The sequence below is a fragment of the Cellvibrio sp. GW822-FHT04B05 genome, assembly GCF_058800985.1.
Genome location: NZ_JBXAMU010000004.1, coordinates 274,645 through 293,884, shown reverse-complemented (window position 1 = coordinate 293,884; position 19,240 = coordinate 274,645). Strand labels below are relative to the sequence as shown.

At 46.6% G+C, this 19,240-nt stretch carries 14 protein-coding genes; 10 read left to right on the top strand and 4 right to left on the bottom strand.

Annotation, left to right across the window (positions count from 1 at the left end; genetic code table 11):
- Window positions 1–2 precede the first annotated feature (2 nt).
- The 8 genes from AC1RJL_RS14435 (at window position 3) to AC1RJL_RS14400 (ending at window position 9,411) form a co-directional block, all read left to right on the top strand.
- Window positions 3–848, top strand: a complete 846-nt coding sequence (locus AC1RJL_RS14435; RefSeq protein ID WP_492915217.1) for a uroporphyrinogen-III synthase — start codon at window positions 3–5, stop codon at window positions 846–848.
- A 4-nt stretch (window positions 849–852) separates the two neighbouring features.
- Window positions 853–1,947 (top strand): uroporphyrinogen-III C-methyltransferase, encoded by a 1,095-nt coding sequence (locus AC1RJL_RS14430; RefSeq protein ID WP_492915215.1) that lies wholly within the window; start codon window positions 853–855, stop codon window positions 1,945–1,947.
- Entirely contained in the window at window positions 1,947–3,155 is a 1,209-nt protein-coding gene (locus tag AC1RJL_RS14425; protein ID WP_492915213.1) for a heme biosynthesis protein HemY, read from the top strand. The genes AC1RJL_RS14430 and AC1RJL_RS14425 overlap by 1 nt, the downstream gene beginning before the upstream one ends.
- Window positions 3,156–3,179: 24 nt before the next feature.
- Entirely contained in the window at window positions 3,180–5,594 is a 2,415-nt protein-coding gene (pbpC, locus tag AC1RJL_RS14420; protein ID WP_492915211.1) for a penicillin-binding protein 1C, read from the top strand.
- Window positions 5,595–5,696: 102 nt separating this feature from the next.
- The gene (locus tag AC1RJL_RS14415) at window positions 5,697–6,953 is read left to right on the top strand and encodes a dicarboxylate/amino acid:cation symporter (RefSeq protein WP_492915209.1); all 1,257 of its coding nucleotides are present in this window, start codon (window positions 5,697–5,699) and stop codon (window positions 6,951–6,953) included.
- 99 nt (window positions 6,954–7,052) lie between these two features.
- On the top strand, window positions 7,053–8,432 hold the full coding sequence (locus AC1RJL_RS14410) for an MATE family efflux transporter (RefSeq protein WP_492915207.1): 1,380 nt from the start codon (window positions 7,053–7,055) through the stop codon (window positions 8,430–8,432).
- A gap of 125 nt (window positions 8,433–8,557) precedes the next feature.
- Complete coding sequence (locus AC1RJL_RS14405; protein ID WP_492915205.1) at window positions 8,558–8,959, top strand: hypothetical protein; 402 nt, start codon at window positions 8,558–8,560, stop codon at window positions 8,957–8,959.
- Entirely contained in the window at window positions 8,953–9,411 is a 459-nt protein-coding gene (locus AC1RJL_RS14400; RefSeq protein WP_492915203.1) for a GNAT family N-acetyltransferase, read from the top strand. Before AC1RJL_RS14405 ends, AC1RJL_RS14400 begins: the two co-directional genes overlap by 7 nt.
- A gap of 56 nt (window positions 9,412–9,467) precedes the next feature.
- Here AC1RJL_RS14400 and AC1RJL_RS14395 read toward each other — a convergent pair whose 3' ends face one another.
- The 4 genes from AC1RJL_RS14395 to AC1RJL_RS14380 form a co-directional block, all read right to left on the bottom strand.
- The gene (locus tag AC1RJL_RS14395; RefSeq protein WP_492915201.1) at window positions 9,468–11,390 is read right to left on the bottom strand and encodes a putative bifunctional diguanylate cyclase/phosphodiesterase; all 1,923 of its coding nucleotides are present in this window, start codon (window positions 11,388–11,390) and stop codon (window positions 9,468–9,470) included.
- 144 nt (window positions 11,391–11,534) lie between these two features.
- On the bottom strand, window positions 11,535–11,888 hold the full coding sequence (locus tag AC1RJL_RS14390; protein ID WP_492915199.1) for a DMT family protein: 354 nt from the start codon (window positions 11,886–11,888) through the stop codon (window positions 11,535–11,537).
- Between the two features lie 14 nt (window positions 11,889–11,902).
- The gene (locus AC1RJL_RS14385) at window positions 11,903–12,295 is read right to left on the bottom strand and encodes a hypothetical protein (protein ID WP_492915197.1); all 393 of its coding nucleotides are present in this window, start codon (window positions 12,293–12,295) and stop codon (window positions 11,903–11,905) included.
- 14 nt (window positions 12,296–12,309) lie between these two features.
- Window positions 12,310–13,155 (bottom strand): 23S rRNA (adenine(2030)-N(6))-methyltransferase RlmJ, encoded by an 846-nt coding sequence (locus AC1RJL_RS14380; protein ID WP_492915195.1) that lies wholly within the window; start codon window positions 13,153–13,155, stop codon window positions 12,310–12,312.
- Between the two features lie 174 nt (window positions 13,156–13,329).
- Here AC1RJL_RS14380 and AC1RJL_RS14375 point away from each other — a divergent pair, with 174 nt between their 5' ends.
- Together AC1RJL_RS14375 and AC1RJL_RS14370 are read left to right on the top strand one after the other, a co-directional pair.
- On the top strand, window positions 13,330–15,108 hold the full coding sequence (locus AC1RJL_RS14375) for an autotransporter assembly complex protein TamA (protein WP_492915193.1): 1,779 nt from the start codon (window positions 13,330–13,332) through the stop codon (window positions 15,106–15,108).
- 64 nt (window positions 15,109–15,172) lie between these two features.
- The gene (locus AC1RJL_RS14370) at window positions 15,173–19,237 is read left to right on the top strand and encodes a translocation/assembly module TamB domain-containing protein (protein ID WP_492915191.1); all 4,065 of its coding nucleotides are present in this window, start codon (window positions 15,173–15,175) and stop codon (window positions 19,235–19,237) included.
- Window positions 19,238–19,240 lie beyond the last annotated feature (3 nt).

The window sequence follows — 19,240 nt, the reverse complement described above, 5'->3', positions numbered from 1 at the left end:
CCATGGTTGAAGCGCAGCAATATTGCATTGTAATCACCCGCCCGGAGATGCAGGCAGCGCCTTGGGCTGCGCAATTGGAGTCATTGGGATTTGTCACTGCGCGTTTGAATCTGCTCGCCATTACCGCAGTGGAAGATGAAACCAAAATCCGTGCGATTAAAAATAAAATCCTGGAGTTTGATCACTACCAAAAAGTAATTTTTGTCAGCCAGAATGCAGTTGACTATGGTATAGCCTGGTTAGAAGATTATTGGCCGCAACTGCCGATGGGAATCGATTATTTTGCAGTGGGGGCGACGACGGCAAAAAAATTGGCTGGTTATGGCTTACACGTGCAGGATTTAGCGGTAAGTGAAAGCGGCGGCATGACCAGCGAAGATTTGTTAAGTGCCGGGCATTTGCAAGATGTGGATGGCGAAAAAATCCTGATCTTTCGCGGCTGCGGTGGACGCGGCCATCTGGCAGAAGAATTGCGCAAACGCGGTGCCTGGGTTGATTACTGCGAATTGTATGAGCGCCAGCTACCCGAAGCGGCAAGTGCACAGCTAACGGAAATCATTACTGCTTGTGAAACGCACTCCACAGCGATGATTTTGTGTTTGCACAGCGGTGAGAGTTTGCAGAATCTGCAAATCCTGATCAATAGTCAGGCGTCCTCGCAGCAACAAAAAGCGCGCGCATTGTTCCTATCCGGTTTGTTGTTGGTGCCGAGCCAGCGTCTGGTCACTGCTGCACAAGAGGCTGGATTTAAACGTATCATTTGCGCAGAAAACGCTACCGATAACGCCATGACGGCGGCTTTGTTAAATTATTGTCGCACGCAAGAGTGCATTTCATTACAGGATTAATACCGTGACTGATTTCGATACGAATATTGCATCGCAACCTGCCAGCCCGGCAGCTGCAGTTGAGCCAGTAAAAAAACAAAATGCCAATGTCGGATTGTTGTGGCTATTCGTTATTTTGATTATCACCGCTATTGGTTTTAGCGTTACGTTCTTTTATCAACAAACCAAAAGCCAGCAGCAACTGATCAATGATTTGCGTACCCAGGTTGAACAGCAAACCCAGGCAGTTGAGACACGCCAACAATTACTTGAGGACACGTTGGACAAAGAATTTGTTGAGCAGCAAGCGGCGATACAAGCAAACCTGAATGATCTGGCCGAACAATTGGATAGCAACAATGCGCGCCTGCTATCGCTGTCGAGCGCTAACCGCGATGAGTGGAAATTACAGGAAGCACAATATTTATTGCGTCTCGCCGATCAACGTATTTTACTGGAGAAGGATAGCCAGAATGCGTTGGCACTTGCACTGTCTGCGGATGATGTATTGCGCGATATAGACCAGGCAGATTTGGTCAGCGTACGTAAATTGTTAGCGGAAGAAATTGCGGTGTTGAAGCTATCGGGTGTAATTGACCGCGAAGGTATTTATTTGCGCTTGTCAGCACTTTCCAATCAAGTTGAAGCAATTCCCTTTATTAAACCCTTAGGCACGCAGGATGATGTTCTGGAGGAAGAAGTTATTCCTGAAGGCGAAACACTCAAGCAAAAAATCACCCGCAGTTTTTATGCGTTGTTGCATAAATTAGGTTCCTACGTGCGTGTACGCGATCACGGCAAAACCATTAATGCAGTATTGCCGCCGGCTGAACAAAAATACTTGCAACAAAATTTGCGCTTGATGCTTGAGCAAGCCCAGGTTGCACTTTTACGCAATGAGGAAGCGATTTATCAGGAAAGTTTGGTAAAAGCGCAAAACTGGATCAATCAGTATTACAGTCTCAACGAAAAAGCATCGGCGGTTCTGGCAGAGTTGCAATCCTTGCAACAAGAAGAAATTTCGCCCGACTTGACCAACTTCAGCAACTCGTCTTTGGCATTAACAGAGTACATTGCCAAGCGTGAGAAAATGGCTGCTGCCCGTCGTGGGGTGCGCTAATGAGACGTCGCCTGATAAAAATCATTCTGTTCCTGCTGTTCACCTGCGTCCTGGTATTTTTGCTGTGGCGTGGCGATGGTTATTTACTGATTGCCTACGGCACTAAAACAATTGAAATGACCTTATGGATCGCGGCATTCGCACTGGTATTGTTGTACCTCGCCGTCTGGTGCATACGCAAATTGCTGCTGGGCGGCGCAGAGATGGCCCGTCGTTTCCGTGAAATATTTTTATTCGGCAGCGTCGAACGCGCGCAGAAGCGTGCCGCGACCGGCATGGTGGATTATCTCACCGGTGATTGGTTGGAAGCGCGCAAAAAATTAGTGCGTACACTGGATAAAATTGAATATCCCCTCGCTAACTATATTGCGGCGGCGCGCAGTAGTTTTGAAATGGGTGACGAGGCAGAAGCCGATAATATCCTGGATAAAGCCCTCACTATCGCCCACAGCGAATTGCCCGTGGCATTAACACGCGCACGTTTGCATGTACAAGCGGGTCGCTACGAAAAAGCGATTGAGATTTTAAAGCCTATCGATATAAAAATGCCGCGTCAGGCTGCGGTGCTGGATTTAATGCATCATATTTATATCGCACAGAAAAATTGGCGCGCGCTGGAGGAGATGTTCCCGGTGATGCGCAAAGCAAAAGTGCTGTCCAATGTTGAATTTACCGCGTTGGAAGTGATGCTCGCCTGCGAAAAAATGAAAGCGTTGGGCGAGCAGAGCAGATCCCTGTTGATTGCCGAGCGTTTGCCGGCTTTGCAGGTATTGTGGAAGTCCTATTCCCGCAGTTTGCAAAAAACACCGGCGGTGATTACTGCCTATGCCCAGGCGCTGGCTGAAAACTATCAGGATCAGGAAGCGGAAGTGATTGCCCGCAGGGCTTTGTCCAACCAGTGGTATGAGCCTTTGGTTAGTCTGTATGGCCGTTTGCAAGTGAAAGAAATCCACGGCCAAATTCGTACCGCGGAAGGTTGGCTTAAAGGTCGGCCGCAAGATCCAGCACTGTTGGTAACCATGGGGCGGTTAATGCTGCGCAACCAGCAATGGGAATTGGCACGCGAGTATTTCCAACGCAGTTTAAATCAGCAAAAAACCGTGGAAGCGACTCTGGAATTGGCGCGGTTGATGGAAAAATTAGGCGATCACAAAAAGAGCGCCGATTATTACCAGCAGAGTTTGCTGCTTGCCGGACACGATAAATAACCCTGCTGCGCGACAGGGGCACACGTGCGAATTTTTTCTCATCAATTATTATCGCTGCGCAACAAATTGAAGCTTGATTTGTTGCGGCAGCGAAAATTCCTATCCCTGTTTTTGCTTGTATTTTTTTGCAGTGCACTCGCGCTGCAATTCTCGCCATTGCCTTCAATACTCACCCAAGCTCCCTACGCCACTTTGTTGCTGGCACGCGATGGCAGTTTATTGGGCGCGAGTATTGCAACAGATCAGCAATGGCGCTTTGCGCCGGTTGAATCCCTGCCGGATAAATACCGAAAAGCGTTGCTGTTATTCGAAGACCGGCATTTTTATCAGCATCCGGGTATAAATCCCCTTGCTATTGCACGCGCGCTACGGGGCAATTTGCGCGATGGAAAAGTCACCAGTGGCGGCAGCACAATTACCATGCAGCTGGCGCGGATGTTGCGTCAGGCAGAATATCTGCAAGCAGATAAAAAACTACCGCCGCGTAACATCAACAGCAAAGTATTGGAAGCGGGTAGTGCGCTGCAACTTGAATGGCGTTTTAGCAAAGATGAAATATTAATTCACTATGCGAGCCACGCGCCTTTCGGTGGCAATATTGTTGGCTTGCGCGCAGCGGCGTGGCGTTATTTTGGCCGGGCACCGGAAGATTTGTCCTGGGCTGAATCGGCATTACTGGCGGTATTGCCTAATAGCCCTGCATTAATTCATCCGGGACGCCAGCGCGATTTGCTTAAACAAAAGCGTGATAAGTTATTAACACGTTTGCACAAAGAGAATTATTTTTCCGATCTGGATTTACAACTCGCGCTGATCGAACCTTTGCCCGAGCGACCACAATCCCTGCCGCAAATTGCGGCGCACTTGTTGGCAACGTTAAAAAAATCCAATCCAACACAGACGGTATTTCATTCTACTGTTGATCCTTATATCCAGCGCACGCTTAACCAAATTGCCGTGCGTCACAGTGTGCGATTGGCCAGTGAAGGTGTGAATAATATCGCCTTGGTGCTCATTGATCATGAACGTATGGAAACACTTGCCTATATTGGCAATCAGGCTTGGCAGCAACAACATCGCTACGCCCCGGATCTTGATATAGTGCAGCGTCCGCGCTCCACCGGCAGTATTTTAAAACCCTTGCTTTACGGTTTAATGCTGCAAGAGGGCCAGCTTGCACCTACCAGTTTAATTGCCGATATCCCCACTCAATTTGGCGGCTACAGCCCAAAAAATTACGACCGCAGTTTTCGCGGCGCAGTACCCGCGCAATTTGCTTTGGCACACTCATTAAATATTCCTGCCGTGCGTATGTTGCGCGATTATGGTATAGGCCGCTTTCAGGAGCAGCTAAAAAAAATGGGCATGACCACATTATTTCGTCCTGCTGATGATTATGGTCTCACGCTTATTTTAGGTGGAGCTGAGGGAACCCTGTGGGATCTGACCGGGATATACGCACAGCTCGCCGCCAGCGCGCGCGATGGTGATATAAACCAAGCTGCACCATCATTGCTGTTACAACAAAAAAAATTACAGAACAAGCCGGTGATTAAACAAGGCGCAGCCTGGTTAACCTTGCAGGCGCTTATCGAAGTAGCACGGCCGGGCAATGATAATTATTGGCGGGATTTTTCCGGCAGCCAAACTATCGCCTGGAAAACCGGTACCAGTTACGGCTTGCGCGATGCTTGGGCGATTGGCAGCAATGCGCGCTATACACTCGGTGTATGGGTAGGTAATGCAGGCGGTGAAGCGGCGAGTTTTATTAGCGGCCAAACCAGTGCTGCACCGATTTTGTTTGATGTGTTTGATGCTTTGCCAAGCGCCAATTGGTTTGCGAAGCCTGCACATGCTTTAAAAACCATTGCAGTTTGTAATGACGATGGTTATCTCGCGGGCGGTCAGTGCGATTCAGTGGATATAGACATTCCCAATACCAGCCATTTCGATAAAGTTACCTCCCATCATCGCAATATCCATCTCGATAGCGCGGAACAATTTCGCGTTCACAGTCGCTGCGAAACTGTCAGCGATATGCGCGCGCGCGCGTGGTTTGTGCTTCCGCCCACGCAAGAATTTTATTGGCGCCAACATCACAGCGAATATAAATCATTGCCGCCCTGGCGAAATGATTGCCTGACGGATTTGCTGCAGGTTGATGAAGACCAGCCGATTGAATTGGTTTATCCCAATGAAGAGAGCCGCATCTATATTCCTATGGATCTGGATGGCAAACGCAGTCGCATTATTTTAAAAGCGATTCACCGCAATGCGGCAGCAGTTTTGTATTGGCATCTTGATGATGTGTTTCTCGGTGAGACCAACGTTTTTCACGAGCGTGAAGCGGCACTTGAACCGGGGCTACACACATTATTGATTATCGATAAACAGGGTTATCGCCTGGAGCGACGTTTCCGGGTTATTGGTAAGGAATAATTCTAATGCTTGCTAAATTCGACCCACTTGATGGCTAAGCGCGTTTGAGCTGAAAGCTATTTTCCGCTTTAATGAACCCATATTTTTCAATGGAACCTTCCCATGCCCAGTTTGAATATCCAAATCGTAATTGCAGCTGTTTTCGGTGTCTTGATTGGCACTTGGGCAAGTGGGCTCGCTGATGATTCGCTAACAAAAGATTATTTGCTCTACGGCACTGGCATAGTGGGCAGTTTTTTTATCGATTTGTTAAAGATGGTGTTGATACCGCTGGTCTTTACTTCAATCGTGGTTGGCGTCGCTAATTTACAAGCGCATCGACAGGCAAATAAAGTGTGGAAATATACGCTGGTATTTTTTGTCTGTTCCACGTCATTGGCAATGATCCTCGCGCTGGTTGCCAGCAATATTGTTAAACCCGGCGCGGGTTTGCATCTGTCCATGTTTGCCGATGCCATGGAAAATTTTTCAGCCAGGCAAATGACGCCGGCTGATTTTTTTGCGCAATTCCTGCATAGCCTTTTCCAGAATCCCTTTAGTGCTCTGGCAGAAGGCAATATTTTATCAGTAGTGGTATTTGCTTTGTTTTTGGGTATCGCTCTGGTGATGGGAGGCAGCCGCTCACAAAATGTATTAATAGTCTTGCAAGAGTTCCTGGATTTAATCATGCGCATCGTGGGCTGGATTATGTATATTGCTCCTTTGGGTATTTTGGCACTGTTGATTAAATTGGTTGCTACGCAAAATTCCGAATTGTTAGGGACATTGAGTGTATTTATCGCATTAGTATTTATCACCACGATTATTCACGGTGCGATAGTGTTGCCAGCGATTTTGTATGCGATTACCAAGCGATCGCCGCTATGGTTTTGGCGCGGCGCGCGCGAAGCCTTGATTACCGCATTTGCTACCAGCTCAAGTTCCGCAACACTGCCGATTACGCTGCGCTGCACAGAAGACAATTTAAAAGTGCGCAAAGAAATTGCCGGTTTTGTGGTGCCTATGGGCGCGACCATTAACATGGACGGTACTGCGCTCTACGAAGCCGCCGCTGCGTTATTTATTGCCAATCTGGTCGGTATTGATTTATCTGTGGGCCAACAACTGATTGTGTTTTTCATGGCGATGATCGCCTCTATGGGAGCACCAGGAATTCCCAGTGCAGGTATGGTAACTATGATTATGGTGTTGCAATCAGTAGGGTTACCAGCTGAAGCCATTGCGATTCTTTTGCCGATTGACCGTGTGCTGGACACTATTCGCACCGCCGTGAATGTGCAGGGCGATATGATTGGTAGTGTGATCGTTGATAAGCTGGTGGGAGATGACGATGTGGAGCCAAGACCAGTTAATACCTAACAGTGCGAGTGCCGCCGTGGGCGCCACTTTTAATTCGCTCTTGGGCAAATACCTCCTATACTGCGATCCTGGATTTTCTTCTCCTTCCTGGAGCAGCGCGTGGACTCTTCCCCCCCTTTAATATCGCTTACCGACAAGCGTGCGTTTCGGCGTGCGGTGATTTTTTTGTCGCTGCCGGTTGCAGCGCAAATGCTATTGCAATCCATGCTCGGGATGGCCGATGTCATTATGGTGGGCGATCTGGGTTCGACCGCAATTGCAGCGGTAGGGCTTGCGGCGAAAATTCATTTTCTGTTGCTGGTACTTATGAGCGGCCTGGCAACCGGCTGCAGTATTTTGATTGCGCAATATAGCGGTGCTAAAGATTTCCGCAGTTGCCAGCAAACATTGGCGGTGACTTTATTTGTTGGCACATTGGTGATGTTGCCGCTCACGCTTGCCTTCGGTTTTGCCTCCAACATCTGGGTTAGCTGGATTAACCCTGACCCTGAAGTGACAAAACTGGCTGCGCAATTTTTGATTATCACTGCGCCGGTTTTATTGTTGACCCAATGGATTGTCATTTACGAAGCCTCGTTGCGCGCATTGGGTAGCACGACCATGCCATTGATCGCCGGAGTAGTAGCGGCAATCATTAATATCATCATTAACTATGCATTGATTAACGGTAATTGGGGTTTTCCTGCGTTGGGTGTGGCGGGGGCAGCTTGGGGAACATTGATCGCACGTGTTTTTCAATTGCTGATTATTGTTGGTTGGATTTACGGGAAAAAACACGGTTTTGGTTTAAGTATTGCGCAAATGACAAATGGTTTGGATAAAATCCAGATCCATCGTTACCTCGCATTTTCCCTGCCACTAGTGGCCAACTATGCGATTTGGGCGCTGGGCAATTCTACTTATCATCTGGTTACTGGTTATGCCGGCACCGAAGCGCTCGCGGTAATGGGCGTGATAGTGCCGATTGAAAGTGCGTTCTTTGCATTATTCGTTGGCCTTGCCAATGCTTCGGCGGTATTGATTGGCCGTGAGTTGGGTGCGGGCAACAATGATACGGCTTGGTACCTGCACCAATTTTTTGATCGCATTACCTTTATTTTATTGATCCTGTTTTGTTCTGCCCTGTGGTTTGCACGGCCTTGGGTGTTGATGATATTCGACCAACTGGATGCAAAATCCACTGACCTTTTATTTAATACCATCGGCGTGTTTTGTTTGTTGGTGTGGGTAAAAGTTATCAATATGATGCGGATTATCGGTGTGTTGCGCGCCGGTGGCGATAATCGTTTTACCTTGGTTACCGATACCATTGTTATGTGGGTATTCGGTTTACCGATTTATATTGCCGTGGTATTTTTAACCAAATTATCATTTGTCTATATTTATGCGCTGATGTTTCTTGAGGATGTCTTAAAGTTTCTTCCGGTTATCCGCCGCATCGGCAGCCACAAGTGGATGAACAATCTGACAAGACGGTAAACACAATAATTATCCGGTAAACGGGAATAAAGGAGCCATGCTTTTGCAATCATGGATTTTTGCGTTAATCCAATTTTTCCCATTACCGGCCTTCGCAAATGTCGCCATTCTGACCAGGCCTAAAAATGCATAGAGTAAGTGTTATTGATGCATGGATTCTGTTAGGCATTTGTTGTGCCGGCCAGCGCGGGGATGGGTATTACACCGCAATCATTTCCTCGTTGCCTGATATTGATCGGCCACTGCCAACCCATGCTGAATTTTTGGCGGCCTATAATAAATTCCTCTACATCCGTTTTATTGTTGCCAATGATGATTACACAGAAATTTCTGTTGCGGCAAAGCAGCTTGTTGAAACTGTGAAAAACTCGCTTTCAGGGGATGACAGTGATAGGAAGTGGGTCGATGGGATTTATGAGAGATTATCGGGTTATAAATTAAAGAGTATGTGTACCAGGCAGGTATGGACTGAAGATCAGTATATTGCTGCTACCACTTTTAAAAAGGAAGGGCCAAATCCATGCTAATAAAAATAGATGATTTGAGTTCGCCACAGGTTGCCCAATTACTAAATGAACATCTACAGGATATGTATTCGATATCGCCACCGGAAAGCGTGCATGCACTTGATCTGGATAAATTGCGCCAACCAGAAATTACCTTTTGGACGGTATGGGATGGTGAGAACCTGGCCGGTTGCGGTGCGATAAAACAGTTAGCTGCAGATCATGCAGAAATTAAATCCATGCGCACCGCCAATGCCTACCGCGGTAAAGGCGTTGCGGTAAAAATCATGGAGCATATTATGGCTGTGGCGAACGAGCGAAATTATCAGAGATTAAGCTTGGAAACCGGGCCGCAAGATTTTTTTACCCCTGCACGTAAACTTTACGAGCGGTTCGGTTTTGAATATTGCGGACCATTTGGCGATTATGGCGAAGACCCTTACAGCACGTTTATGACAAAACCCTTGCGTTAATGAATAAATAAGGCTGTGCAAATTTGTACGGTTTTACTGTTTTGGTACGGCGAAATTTAGCGCTCCGCCAAACAATATCCTTTTACCTCTTCAGCTGGCATTGGCCGCGCCCAATAATAACCTTGTGCTTGTGTGCAGCCGAGGCTGCGCAATAGTGCGGCGGTATTTACATCCTCCACACCTTCAGCGATGGTTTTTAAGCCCAGGCTGGTGGCCATTTGAATGATCGCGCGCACAATTGCAGCATCGCCAGCATGGTCATCCATTTTACGTACGAATGATTGGTCGATTTTAAGCGCTTCTACTTCAAATTTTTTCAGGTAACCGAGATTGGAATAACCTGTTCCAAAATCATCAATTGATAAATGCACGCCTTCACTGCGCAAATGCGCAAGAGTGGTCGCAAGGCGATCGCTATCTTCAATTAATAGGGATTCAGTGAGTTCCAATTCCAAAAATTGTGGTGGCAAGCCGCTCGCTGCAAGCGCCCCTAACACAATCGCATCGATATTGCCGCGTTTGAATTGGATCGAAGAAATATTAACGGCGACCGCAAATTGCAAAATGCCTTCATCATACCAACGCTTGGCTTGTTCGCAGGCTTCACAAATGACCCATTCACCCAACTGGATAATAAGTCCCGACGATTCTGCGAGTGGAATAAACGTCGTCGGTGGAATAAATCCCTGCTCCGGATGGTTCCAGCGCAGTAATGCTTCCAAGCCGCACACCTGATTGGTTTGTAAATCTATTTTAGGTTGGTAGTGCAGGCTGAATTGATTGTCTTGCAAAGCTTTGCGCATACCGGAAATTAAACTGATATGTTCAAGCATATTGTGGCTGATGGTCGGATTAAAAAAGCGGAAGCTGTTACGCCCGGAATCTTTGGAATGATACATAGCGATGTCAGCTTTTTTAATCAGCGTATCAAGGTCTTCACCATCTTGCGGTGCAAGCGCAATGCCAATCGAACAAGTACAAAAAATTTCAATATTGCGATAGAGATAATTTTCTGACACTAACTGCAGTATTTCCAAACTGGTTTTGGATATTTCGTCGGTAGAACTGACATTGGGCATAAATACAATAAATTCATCACCGCCGTAACGACAGACAAGGTCAACTTTTTTTGTGTAACTCAATAATCGTAACGCTACCTCTTTTAGAATCTGGTCGCCTGCTTGATGACCGAGAGAATCATTAATCGGTTTTAGGTTATCCAGATCGATAAAAATAAGTCCCAATAATTGTTGTTGTGACTGGGCTTGCTGGAAAATTCTATCGAAATTATTTTGTGCCATGATCCGATTGGGTAAGCCGGTGAGCGGATCGTGCATTGCCATATGCTCAATATGGCTTTTGGCACTTTTAACGCGTTCATTTTCCCGTGCGAGTTCATCCAGCGCTGTACGATAATCGTGCGCCAACATCCATACGGCAAAACCAATGACCACCAGGATGACAACAGTAATAGTTCCAGTGGCGAGGTTAATTGGCGCTATCCTATTTTGATAAATGCCCGCTTCGTTGACATAGGCAATGAGCAGTAATACCGCAACCATAATAGATAGCAAAAAAACTAACAGGCGTTTATTGCCGAGCATGGCTGCAAAAATCATGACGCCGCAGTAACCCAGCAATGAGCTGTCGCGAGTGCCGCTGCCAACCCAAGCCAGGTGTGAGAGCATAAACGTGAGCGAAACTAAAAAAATTGCGGCACCGGTAACCGGGTGTTTTTTATAGATTGCCCAATCGACGGTAAATAAAAAAACGCCGGTAACGAGCATTACGATGGCATCGTTGTAATGCCCTGCGCTGATCGTAATAATACTGACCAGCAAAAGCGCGACCTGGGTGATGCGCAAGATCTGGACCAGGCGTTTTATTTTCTGTTTACTGAAATCCTCATGATAGGTCAGGAGCGGAGGTTTGCCTGGTGGTTGATTGGCCGGGGATTGGTTGAGATTCTGATTGAGCACGCTAACACCCTGGAGTTGGTAAGTCTGGCTAACCTGCGGGAATTATTCGTATCTCCATAAGTTTGGTCTTGCCCAAAAAAGTGTGTCCGAGGTCATATTTATGTATAGCTGATTTATATCGGACTGCTACAGATTTGAATGGAATTATCCGGACATTTTATCTCTAAACATAAAGAAAACTGCACCTAAAAGGCATAAGCCGGCCCAGAGGTAATCCAACTTGAGCGGCTCCTTCATATAAAACACGGCAAAGGGAACAAATACACTCAGGGTAATAACTTCTTGCAAGATTTTTAATTGGCCAACACTCATAACGGTATAACCAATGCGGTTGGCCGGTACTTGCAATAGATATTCAAATAACGCGATACCCCAGCTAATTAATGCTGCAATAATCCACGGCTTGTGGTTAAGTTCTTTTAAATGCGCATACCATGCAAATGTCATGAAAATATTACTGCAGAACAATAAACCGATTGCAATGAATGAAGGATGCATAAAAGGTTATCCAATTATGGTTGGTGTGGTGTTTGGTCCAGTTTCTTTCCGACAAAATAGGAGCTGGCAATACTCAGCATCCAGCTTGCCAATAAAATCCATTTGCCATGTTCCCAATACGGCGAGGTAAACAGTGCACTGTGCAGCGTGCTCCACATATGGGATATATCCAGCGCAAAATTTCCTCGCGCTGCTTCGGCGGCCATTTGCTCATTTAATTGCAATGCAACGGTAAGCAGGTTTTTAAAGAGCATCATAATAATAATTAATGCGGGCAGTGCAAAAATACAACCGCGTATATAACTGCGTAAAAAAAACAGGCCGGCACCTGGAAAAACAGTGGCTGATAAAATTGCTGCACGTTTAGCCTTGCTTAAACTTTCTGATGGCTTGTTGGTATTATTCATAAAAGATCTGCTCGCTATTTTTCTGCAACCAATTGTTCAAGGCGATAAAAACCGGCGCCATTTTCCGTTAATGTGTCTACCAACCACGGCAAGGTTTCTTCCATTGCTGCCCAGAGCGTCCAGGGTGGATTGATCACGATCATGCCGCTGGATGTCATACCGTGTTCAAGGCTATCGGGTTGCAGTCCGAATTCCATCAATTGAATATTTTTAATTCCGGATTTTTTCAAGGCCAATTCCATTTCATCAATGCGTTGACGCAATACTACGGGGTACCAAATTGCGTAAGTACCGGTAGAAAAACGTTTGTGCGCTTGAATTATTTGTTTGACTACATGCTGGTAATCATTTTTTACTTCGTAGGATGGATCGATCAATACCAGTGCGCGGCGATCCGGCGGCGGTAGCAGTGCTTGCAAGCCGGCAAAGCCATCTTCATTTTCCACACGAACGCGTTTATCGTCGCGCATACAATCGCGCAGAAATTGAAAATCAGTGGGATGCAGTTCGTGCAAAAACAAGCGGTCAATCGGGCGCATTAATGTCTGCGCAAGAAGCGGTGAACCAGGATAGAGTTGTAAGGCACCGCCGCCATTGACGGTACGAACCTGTTCGACAAAACGGGCAATGGCTGCTGGTTGTTGCTGGTTGGTCCAAAGCTGGCTGATGCCCGAATCAAATTCGCGATTTTTTTGTGCTTGCGGTCCGCTTAGTTTGTATACGCCTGCACCGGCATGGGTGTCGATTATACGAAGCGGCTTATCTTTCCGGGTCATGTATTCAAGCACGTGCGCTAATACAGTATGTTTAAGTACATCGGCGAAATTGCCGGCGTGAAAGCCATGGCGATAGCTGAGCATAACGGGATTCCAACAAGCGACGTGAGTAAAGTGCAGGCACCGCTATGTGCGCTACACAACAAAGGACTGAATTATAACGGTCCGGAGGAACAATTACTCGAACAAGATTGTCACAAAATTAGTCTTTTAGCCGCGTGGTTTAGCAGTTAAAGTAGTAGTCGACCCCAATCCATAATGAAGATGCCTGAATTGCTGACACCAGCCTCTACCTTTGCATACGTATTTGCGTTGTTGTTCGCGCTGGCAGCTGTGCCCATAGTGGCGGCAGAGCCTGAGATTAAAATCGAAGGCGGAACGAAAAGCCTGCGCGAAAATATTCGTCAACACCTTACCCTCGCTGATGAAAGTTGTAAAACGCCGCTGTGGCGTTTGCACGCGTTATTAGGCGATGCCGAAAATGAAATTACCCAGGCAGCCCAGGCATTAGGTTTTTACCAACTTGAGTACGTCCCCAAACTGGTCAATGATAAAGATTGTTGGGGGCTGGAGTTAAAACTCACCCCCGGTGCTCCGGTGTTAGTCACCGAGTTGCGTATCGAGATTAACGGCGAAGGCCGTGACGATGATATTTTCCAACCGCTTTATGACAAACCCGGTATCACTTTAGGAAAACGATTAAATCACGGTGCATACGAAAGATTAAAAACGCGCTTTAGCACCTTGGCTTCCATCCATGGTTATTTCGACGCAGAATTTGAGTATTCGCAAATCACGGTTAATGTTGCTGAAAAATCGGCCATTATAGCGCTCGTCTACAATACCGGCCCGCGTTATCGCATCGGCGAAATTAATTTGCAGCACAATATTCTGGATGGGAACTTCTTACGGCGCTACCTGAATATTTCAAAAGGTGATTTCTATGATTCAGATAAATTGCTTGAATTAAAAACCTTATATAACACAAGCAATTATTTTTCAGTGGCGAGCATTTCACCTGAAATTCATTCGCTAAAAGATAACGAAGTGCCAATCAATATCCAATTGGAAGCGCGTAAGCGCCGCGAATACTCCATCGGTGCGGGTATTGATACTGACACCGGCCCAAGGATTTTGTTGGGGTTTGATGATCGATATGTTAACGACCGCGGGCATTCCATTGCAGCCGATCTCAATACTGCGGAAAAGAAAACCACTGCATTGCTAGTTTACACCGTACCTATGCGCCGACCCGCCTATGAATTTTTGCGCATCTACACCGGTTACGAAAAAGAAATCACCGAGACTACGCGCAGTTATAAAAATACTTACGGTACCAGCTATACTTATTATCAGGACAATAAATGGTTGCAAACCTATGCATTGGATTACCAACAGGAAGATTCCTTTATTGGCGCTGAACCTGAAAACAGCACTGATTTGATTATTCCCTCTGTTGCTGTCACCCGTACCAAAACGGATGGCGCACCCTATCCGTTGTCCGGTTGGACATTGTTGGCAAAATTGTCCGGTTCACCGCAAAGTTTAGGCTCGGATTTCAGCTATTTACAATTTTATGCCCGTGCAAAATATGTAAAGGGATTTTCATTTGGAAGAATTTTATTGCGCTCTGAAATAGGCACAACCCAGCTTGATGATTTCAGTGCATTACCTGCCTCAGTGCGTTTTTTTGCCGGTGGTGACTCCAGTGTCCGTGGCTATGATTATAAATCACTTGGCCCAACAGAAAAAATCCCCGATAAAGACGGTGTACTTAAGGATGTAGTGGTTGGCGGTAACAATTTGTTAGTCAACAGTATTGAATACGATTATTTATTTAAAGATACCAAGTGGGCTGCTGCGGTTTTTTTTGATGCAGGCAATGCGGCTGATGATTCGCGTATTGAAGTGAAGCGAGGAGCGGGAGTGGGTGCCCGTTGGATCTCGCCTATAGGTCCTATTCGGCTTGATGTAGCCAAGGCGCTGGATGGTGATGAAGGTTGGCGTTTACATATCACCATGGGGCCTGATTTATAATTTGCATTGATATCGACAATATCAATAACTGTTTTAGTGGTTAATGCGGCGGTCATACACACTGATGTTACGCAAAATTCGCAATATTTTTTTTAGCCTGCTGGCTACGTTTATTATTCTGCTCGCCAGCCTGAGCGCACTAGTGGAGACCGAAACCGGTAGTCACTGGGTTGTTGCTCGTCTCGCTGCTTTTGCCGGTGTGAGTTTGGGAGAACTTTCCGGTAATCTGCGCACTGGTCTTGATGTAACCTTTATCGATTATCACGATGGCACCCAGCATTATCGTGCCGAGGAAGTTTCATTTCGTTGGCGACCTGCGGCTTTGCTTTACAGCACCTTGGCGATCCAATCGCTGGCTGCAAAAAATATTCTGGTGCAATTACCACCTTCTGCACCGACACCGGTTCCTGTTGAACCCTTTAACCAATGGCCTTATTTAGGCTTGCCGGTAGCAATCCAGCTTGATCAGCTGCAACTAACCAATATTAAATTCGTGCAAGGTGAAACCCGGCTCTCATGGAATAAATTGAGTGGCTCATTGAGCCATGGTCAACTTAAATTACGCTACAACAATCTCGCGTTGGTAAATGATGATTATTCGGTGAATTTAACCGGCACCAGCGATCTCGCCTTCCCCTATAAAACGAGCGCCAATTTGCAATGGCAGTGGCAGGCGCCTGCACCGGTATCATCACAATCGCAAACCTCATCGCAAACACCTGGCTCGACTGCGACAACTACACCAACTGTGGCGCCAGTTGGGGAATTACCGCCGCTGGTTTATGCGGGCGTCACTTCAATCGAAGGTGGTCTGCTTGATGTGAGACTCAATAATAAAATCAATTCGCCGGTGGTGCTGGAAGCCGATGCAAAAGTGCAGTTGGTAAATGATAAAAAGCAATTGCAGACAGTACCGCTGATGACCCTCGCAGCGAATTGGAAACAGCAAACCTTACCGGCAGCCTGGTGGATTCCGGCGCAACCTTCACCTGTTACCAGCGGAAAATTAACGGCATCAGGAAGCTGGCGGAATTACAAAGTGCAATTGGCAGGTGATATCCATTTACCCAATACCCCGGCGTTGGCTATTAATACCGTTGCAGGGGGAGATTTGGAACAAATCCGCATTGATGAGTTGCTTATCAAAGAGCTATTACCGGTGCCTGCCCCTGAGGCACTTGCTGCGACTAATTCATCAACCGGTATTGATGCCGTAGCGAATGTGGATAAGCTGATTGCCGATGCCGTTACAAATGCAGAGGAGTTGCCAGCCGAGCTAATGACCAGCGATGCGGGGCTCACGCTGAAAGGCAGTGTACGTTGGCTGCCGAGCCTACAATGGCAAATCGATGCAGATGCCAAGCGCCTTGATTTGGGCAGTTTGATAGAAAATTGGCCCAGTGATCTTAATGCTACTTTTTCTACGAGTGGTGAACTTGCTGATGATTTGTGGAATGTAGAGTTAAATAATTTACATATTGCAGGCGAATTGCGCGGCGTTAATGTACAAGGCGATGGTAGCCTAAAGTTTGATGGTAAAAATGTCAGTTCAGATTCTTTGCATTTAATTTTTGGTGCAAACCAATTGCAGGTAAATGGTTCCATGGGCGAAGCTTTTAATCTGGACTGGAATCTCAGTGCGCCTATCCTGCAACAGCTGGATGATCGGATTGCGGGTAGTGTGGTTAGTAAAGGGCAGTTGCGTGGTAATTGGGAAAAGCCACGTATGAGTGCCACAGCCACAGCAGAAAAATTTAAATGGGCCAGTTATAGCGTCGATAAACTGGAGTTATCCCTTTCACCCCAGGGAGCCTTAGCAAATGTAAATGGTTCTGCGGCGAACAGTGCCGCAACAAAAAGTTCGGCGGAGCAATCAGAAGATCCAGCGGAAGAGACTGAATTATCAATAACACAAGCGCAAAACAAACAGTTACCAGCATCGTTGCAGCAAGAACCACAATCGCCAATTGCAGTGCCGGAAATTTCAACAGTGATTGCCGATGCCTTGCGCAATGAATATTACGACCTGGCATTTTCCGCCAGCCAACTGCGCATTGGTGAAAATAATTTTTCTACTATTCAGGTAAATGGATCAGGTTCACTCAATAAACACCAATTGCAATCGACGGTAAGAAGCACAACCTATGGCCGTGCAGATATTAAAGTCGCGGGTGGTTTTGATGGAACCGAGTGGCAAGGAACCCTAGAGCAGTTGGCGGTTAAATTAAAAAAAGTACCGCGCTGGTGGTTGAAATCCAGCAAGCCTATCCGTGTTAATGGCAGCGCTGTTGTACTCGGCGACCAATGTTTGACGACACGTTCAAATTTGACCGCAGCAGTGGAGCGTTCGGAATTGGTTGAGCGCGAGCAAGTAGTCAATGACTGGATGCCAAATCAGTCGCGGGTTACGAATACTTACGATTGGTTAGTTTCTGCTGCGCCGTTGCAAGCGAGCGGTATTGAGCGATATGCGTTACCGCAATTATGCATTCATGGCGATTGGGCGAGTGCCAACGGAGCAAAAGTTAATGTGCGTCTGGATTCAGTGCCGCTGCGTCAATTTCTCTCGCTATTTAAAACAGAGGTATATTTTGCGGGTGTAATGGATGGTTCATTAAATCTCACCAGCAAAACCTTTGCATTAAATGACACTGAAATGAATGCCAATATCAGTACCCGCAACGCAGAGTTACGTTACCAATATGCAGGTGGCATTACCGAGGTATATGCCTGGCGTGATTTTGCAGTGCGCGCTGATTTGAAAAAGGCACAATTAAATGCAGTAGCTGGAATGGAATGGGTTGGTTATGGAAAGCTGGATGCAACAACGCATTTGGATTTGGCACAGCAAAAAATTGTTGATGGAAAAGTGCAGGCACGTTTTTCCAGCCTGGCCCCGCTTGAAACACTGCTGACCTTTGCCAATGATGTAAAAGGGGATTTTCGTGCAGACTTAACCGCGGGCGGCAGTTTTTCCCAACCCTATGTGCTGGGTGAAATCAGTTTGCGCAATGGTGTGGCAAATCTGCCCGGGTTGGGTTTGGATCTCACTAACATTGATATACAAATTAATTCCACTCAAGCGGGCAATATCAGTTTGGTTAGCCAGCTGCAATCAGGCAAAGGCCGCCTTTCGTTGGTGGGTGATTTAAATCAATTTGGCACGCCCGATTGGACAGTGCAGGGTTTTATAAACGGCTCGGATTTTCAGGTCGTCGCTTTACAGCAATTAAACGCGACCCTCAGTCCTGATATTAAAATTACCGCTAATCGCGAGGCGGTCTCTCTCTCTGGTGACGCAGTAATTCCATGGGCGCGCGCCGATATTAAACGGCTACCGGAGTCGGCCACGCAGGTATCGAGAGATGCGATTATTGTCGATGAAAATTTTGCACAGAGTAAATCCAGTATCCCCATCACGTTATTTACCAATTTGAATATGTCATTGGGGGATGATGTTCGCTTCCAGGGCTTTGGTTTAAACAGTAAGCTATCGGGTAAAGTAAATTTGCTCAAAGAAGCCCAGCGACCATTTTTCACCAGCGGTTATGTCAGTGTGGTTGATGGAAACTATAAAGCTTATGGGCAGACACTCACTATCGAACGCGGTCGTTTGATTTTTCAGGGACCTTACGAAAACCCTGGTCTGGATATTCGTGCATCGCGCATCATAAAAGGTGAAGAAGATATTCAAGTTGGTTTGGAAATTGGCGGCACTTTGCAGCGCCCGATTGCAGATGTTTTTTCATTGCCTCCGAAGTCGGAGAGCCAGGCGATGATGATGCTGATTACGGGTAAGCCGGCAAATGAAGTAACCAAAGCGGATGCCTCTATGCTATTGGGTGCAATGAGTGGCCTTGGGATGGATTCCAAAGGCTCGATTACTACTGAAATAACACAGTTTTTTCATCTCGATGAATTGGAAATAAAATCCGATGAAGGTATCAATCAAAGTCAATTGTGGATTGGGAAATACCTTACGCCAAAATTGTTGGTGCGCTATGTGGTCGGTATTTTTGATCGCGCCTTCAGTTTGGGAATGGAATATCAGCTCTCACAGCATTTGCGTTTGGAGGCTGAATCAGGTGAAACCCAAAGCGTAGATATTATTTACAAAATTGAACGCTAGTCG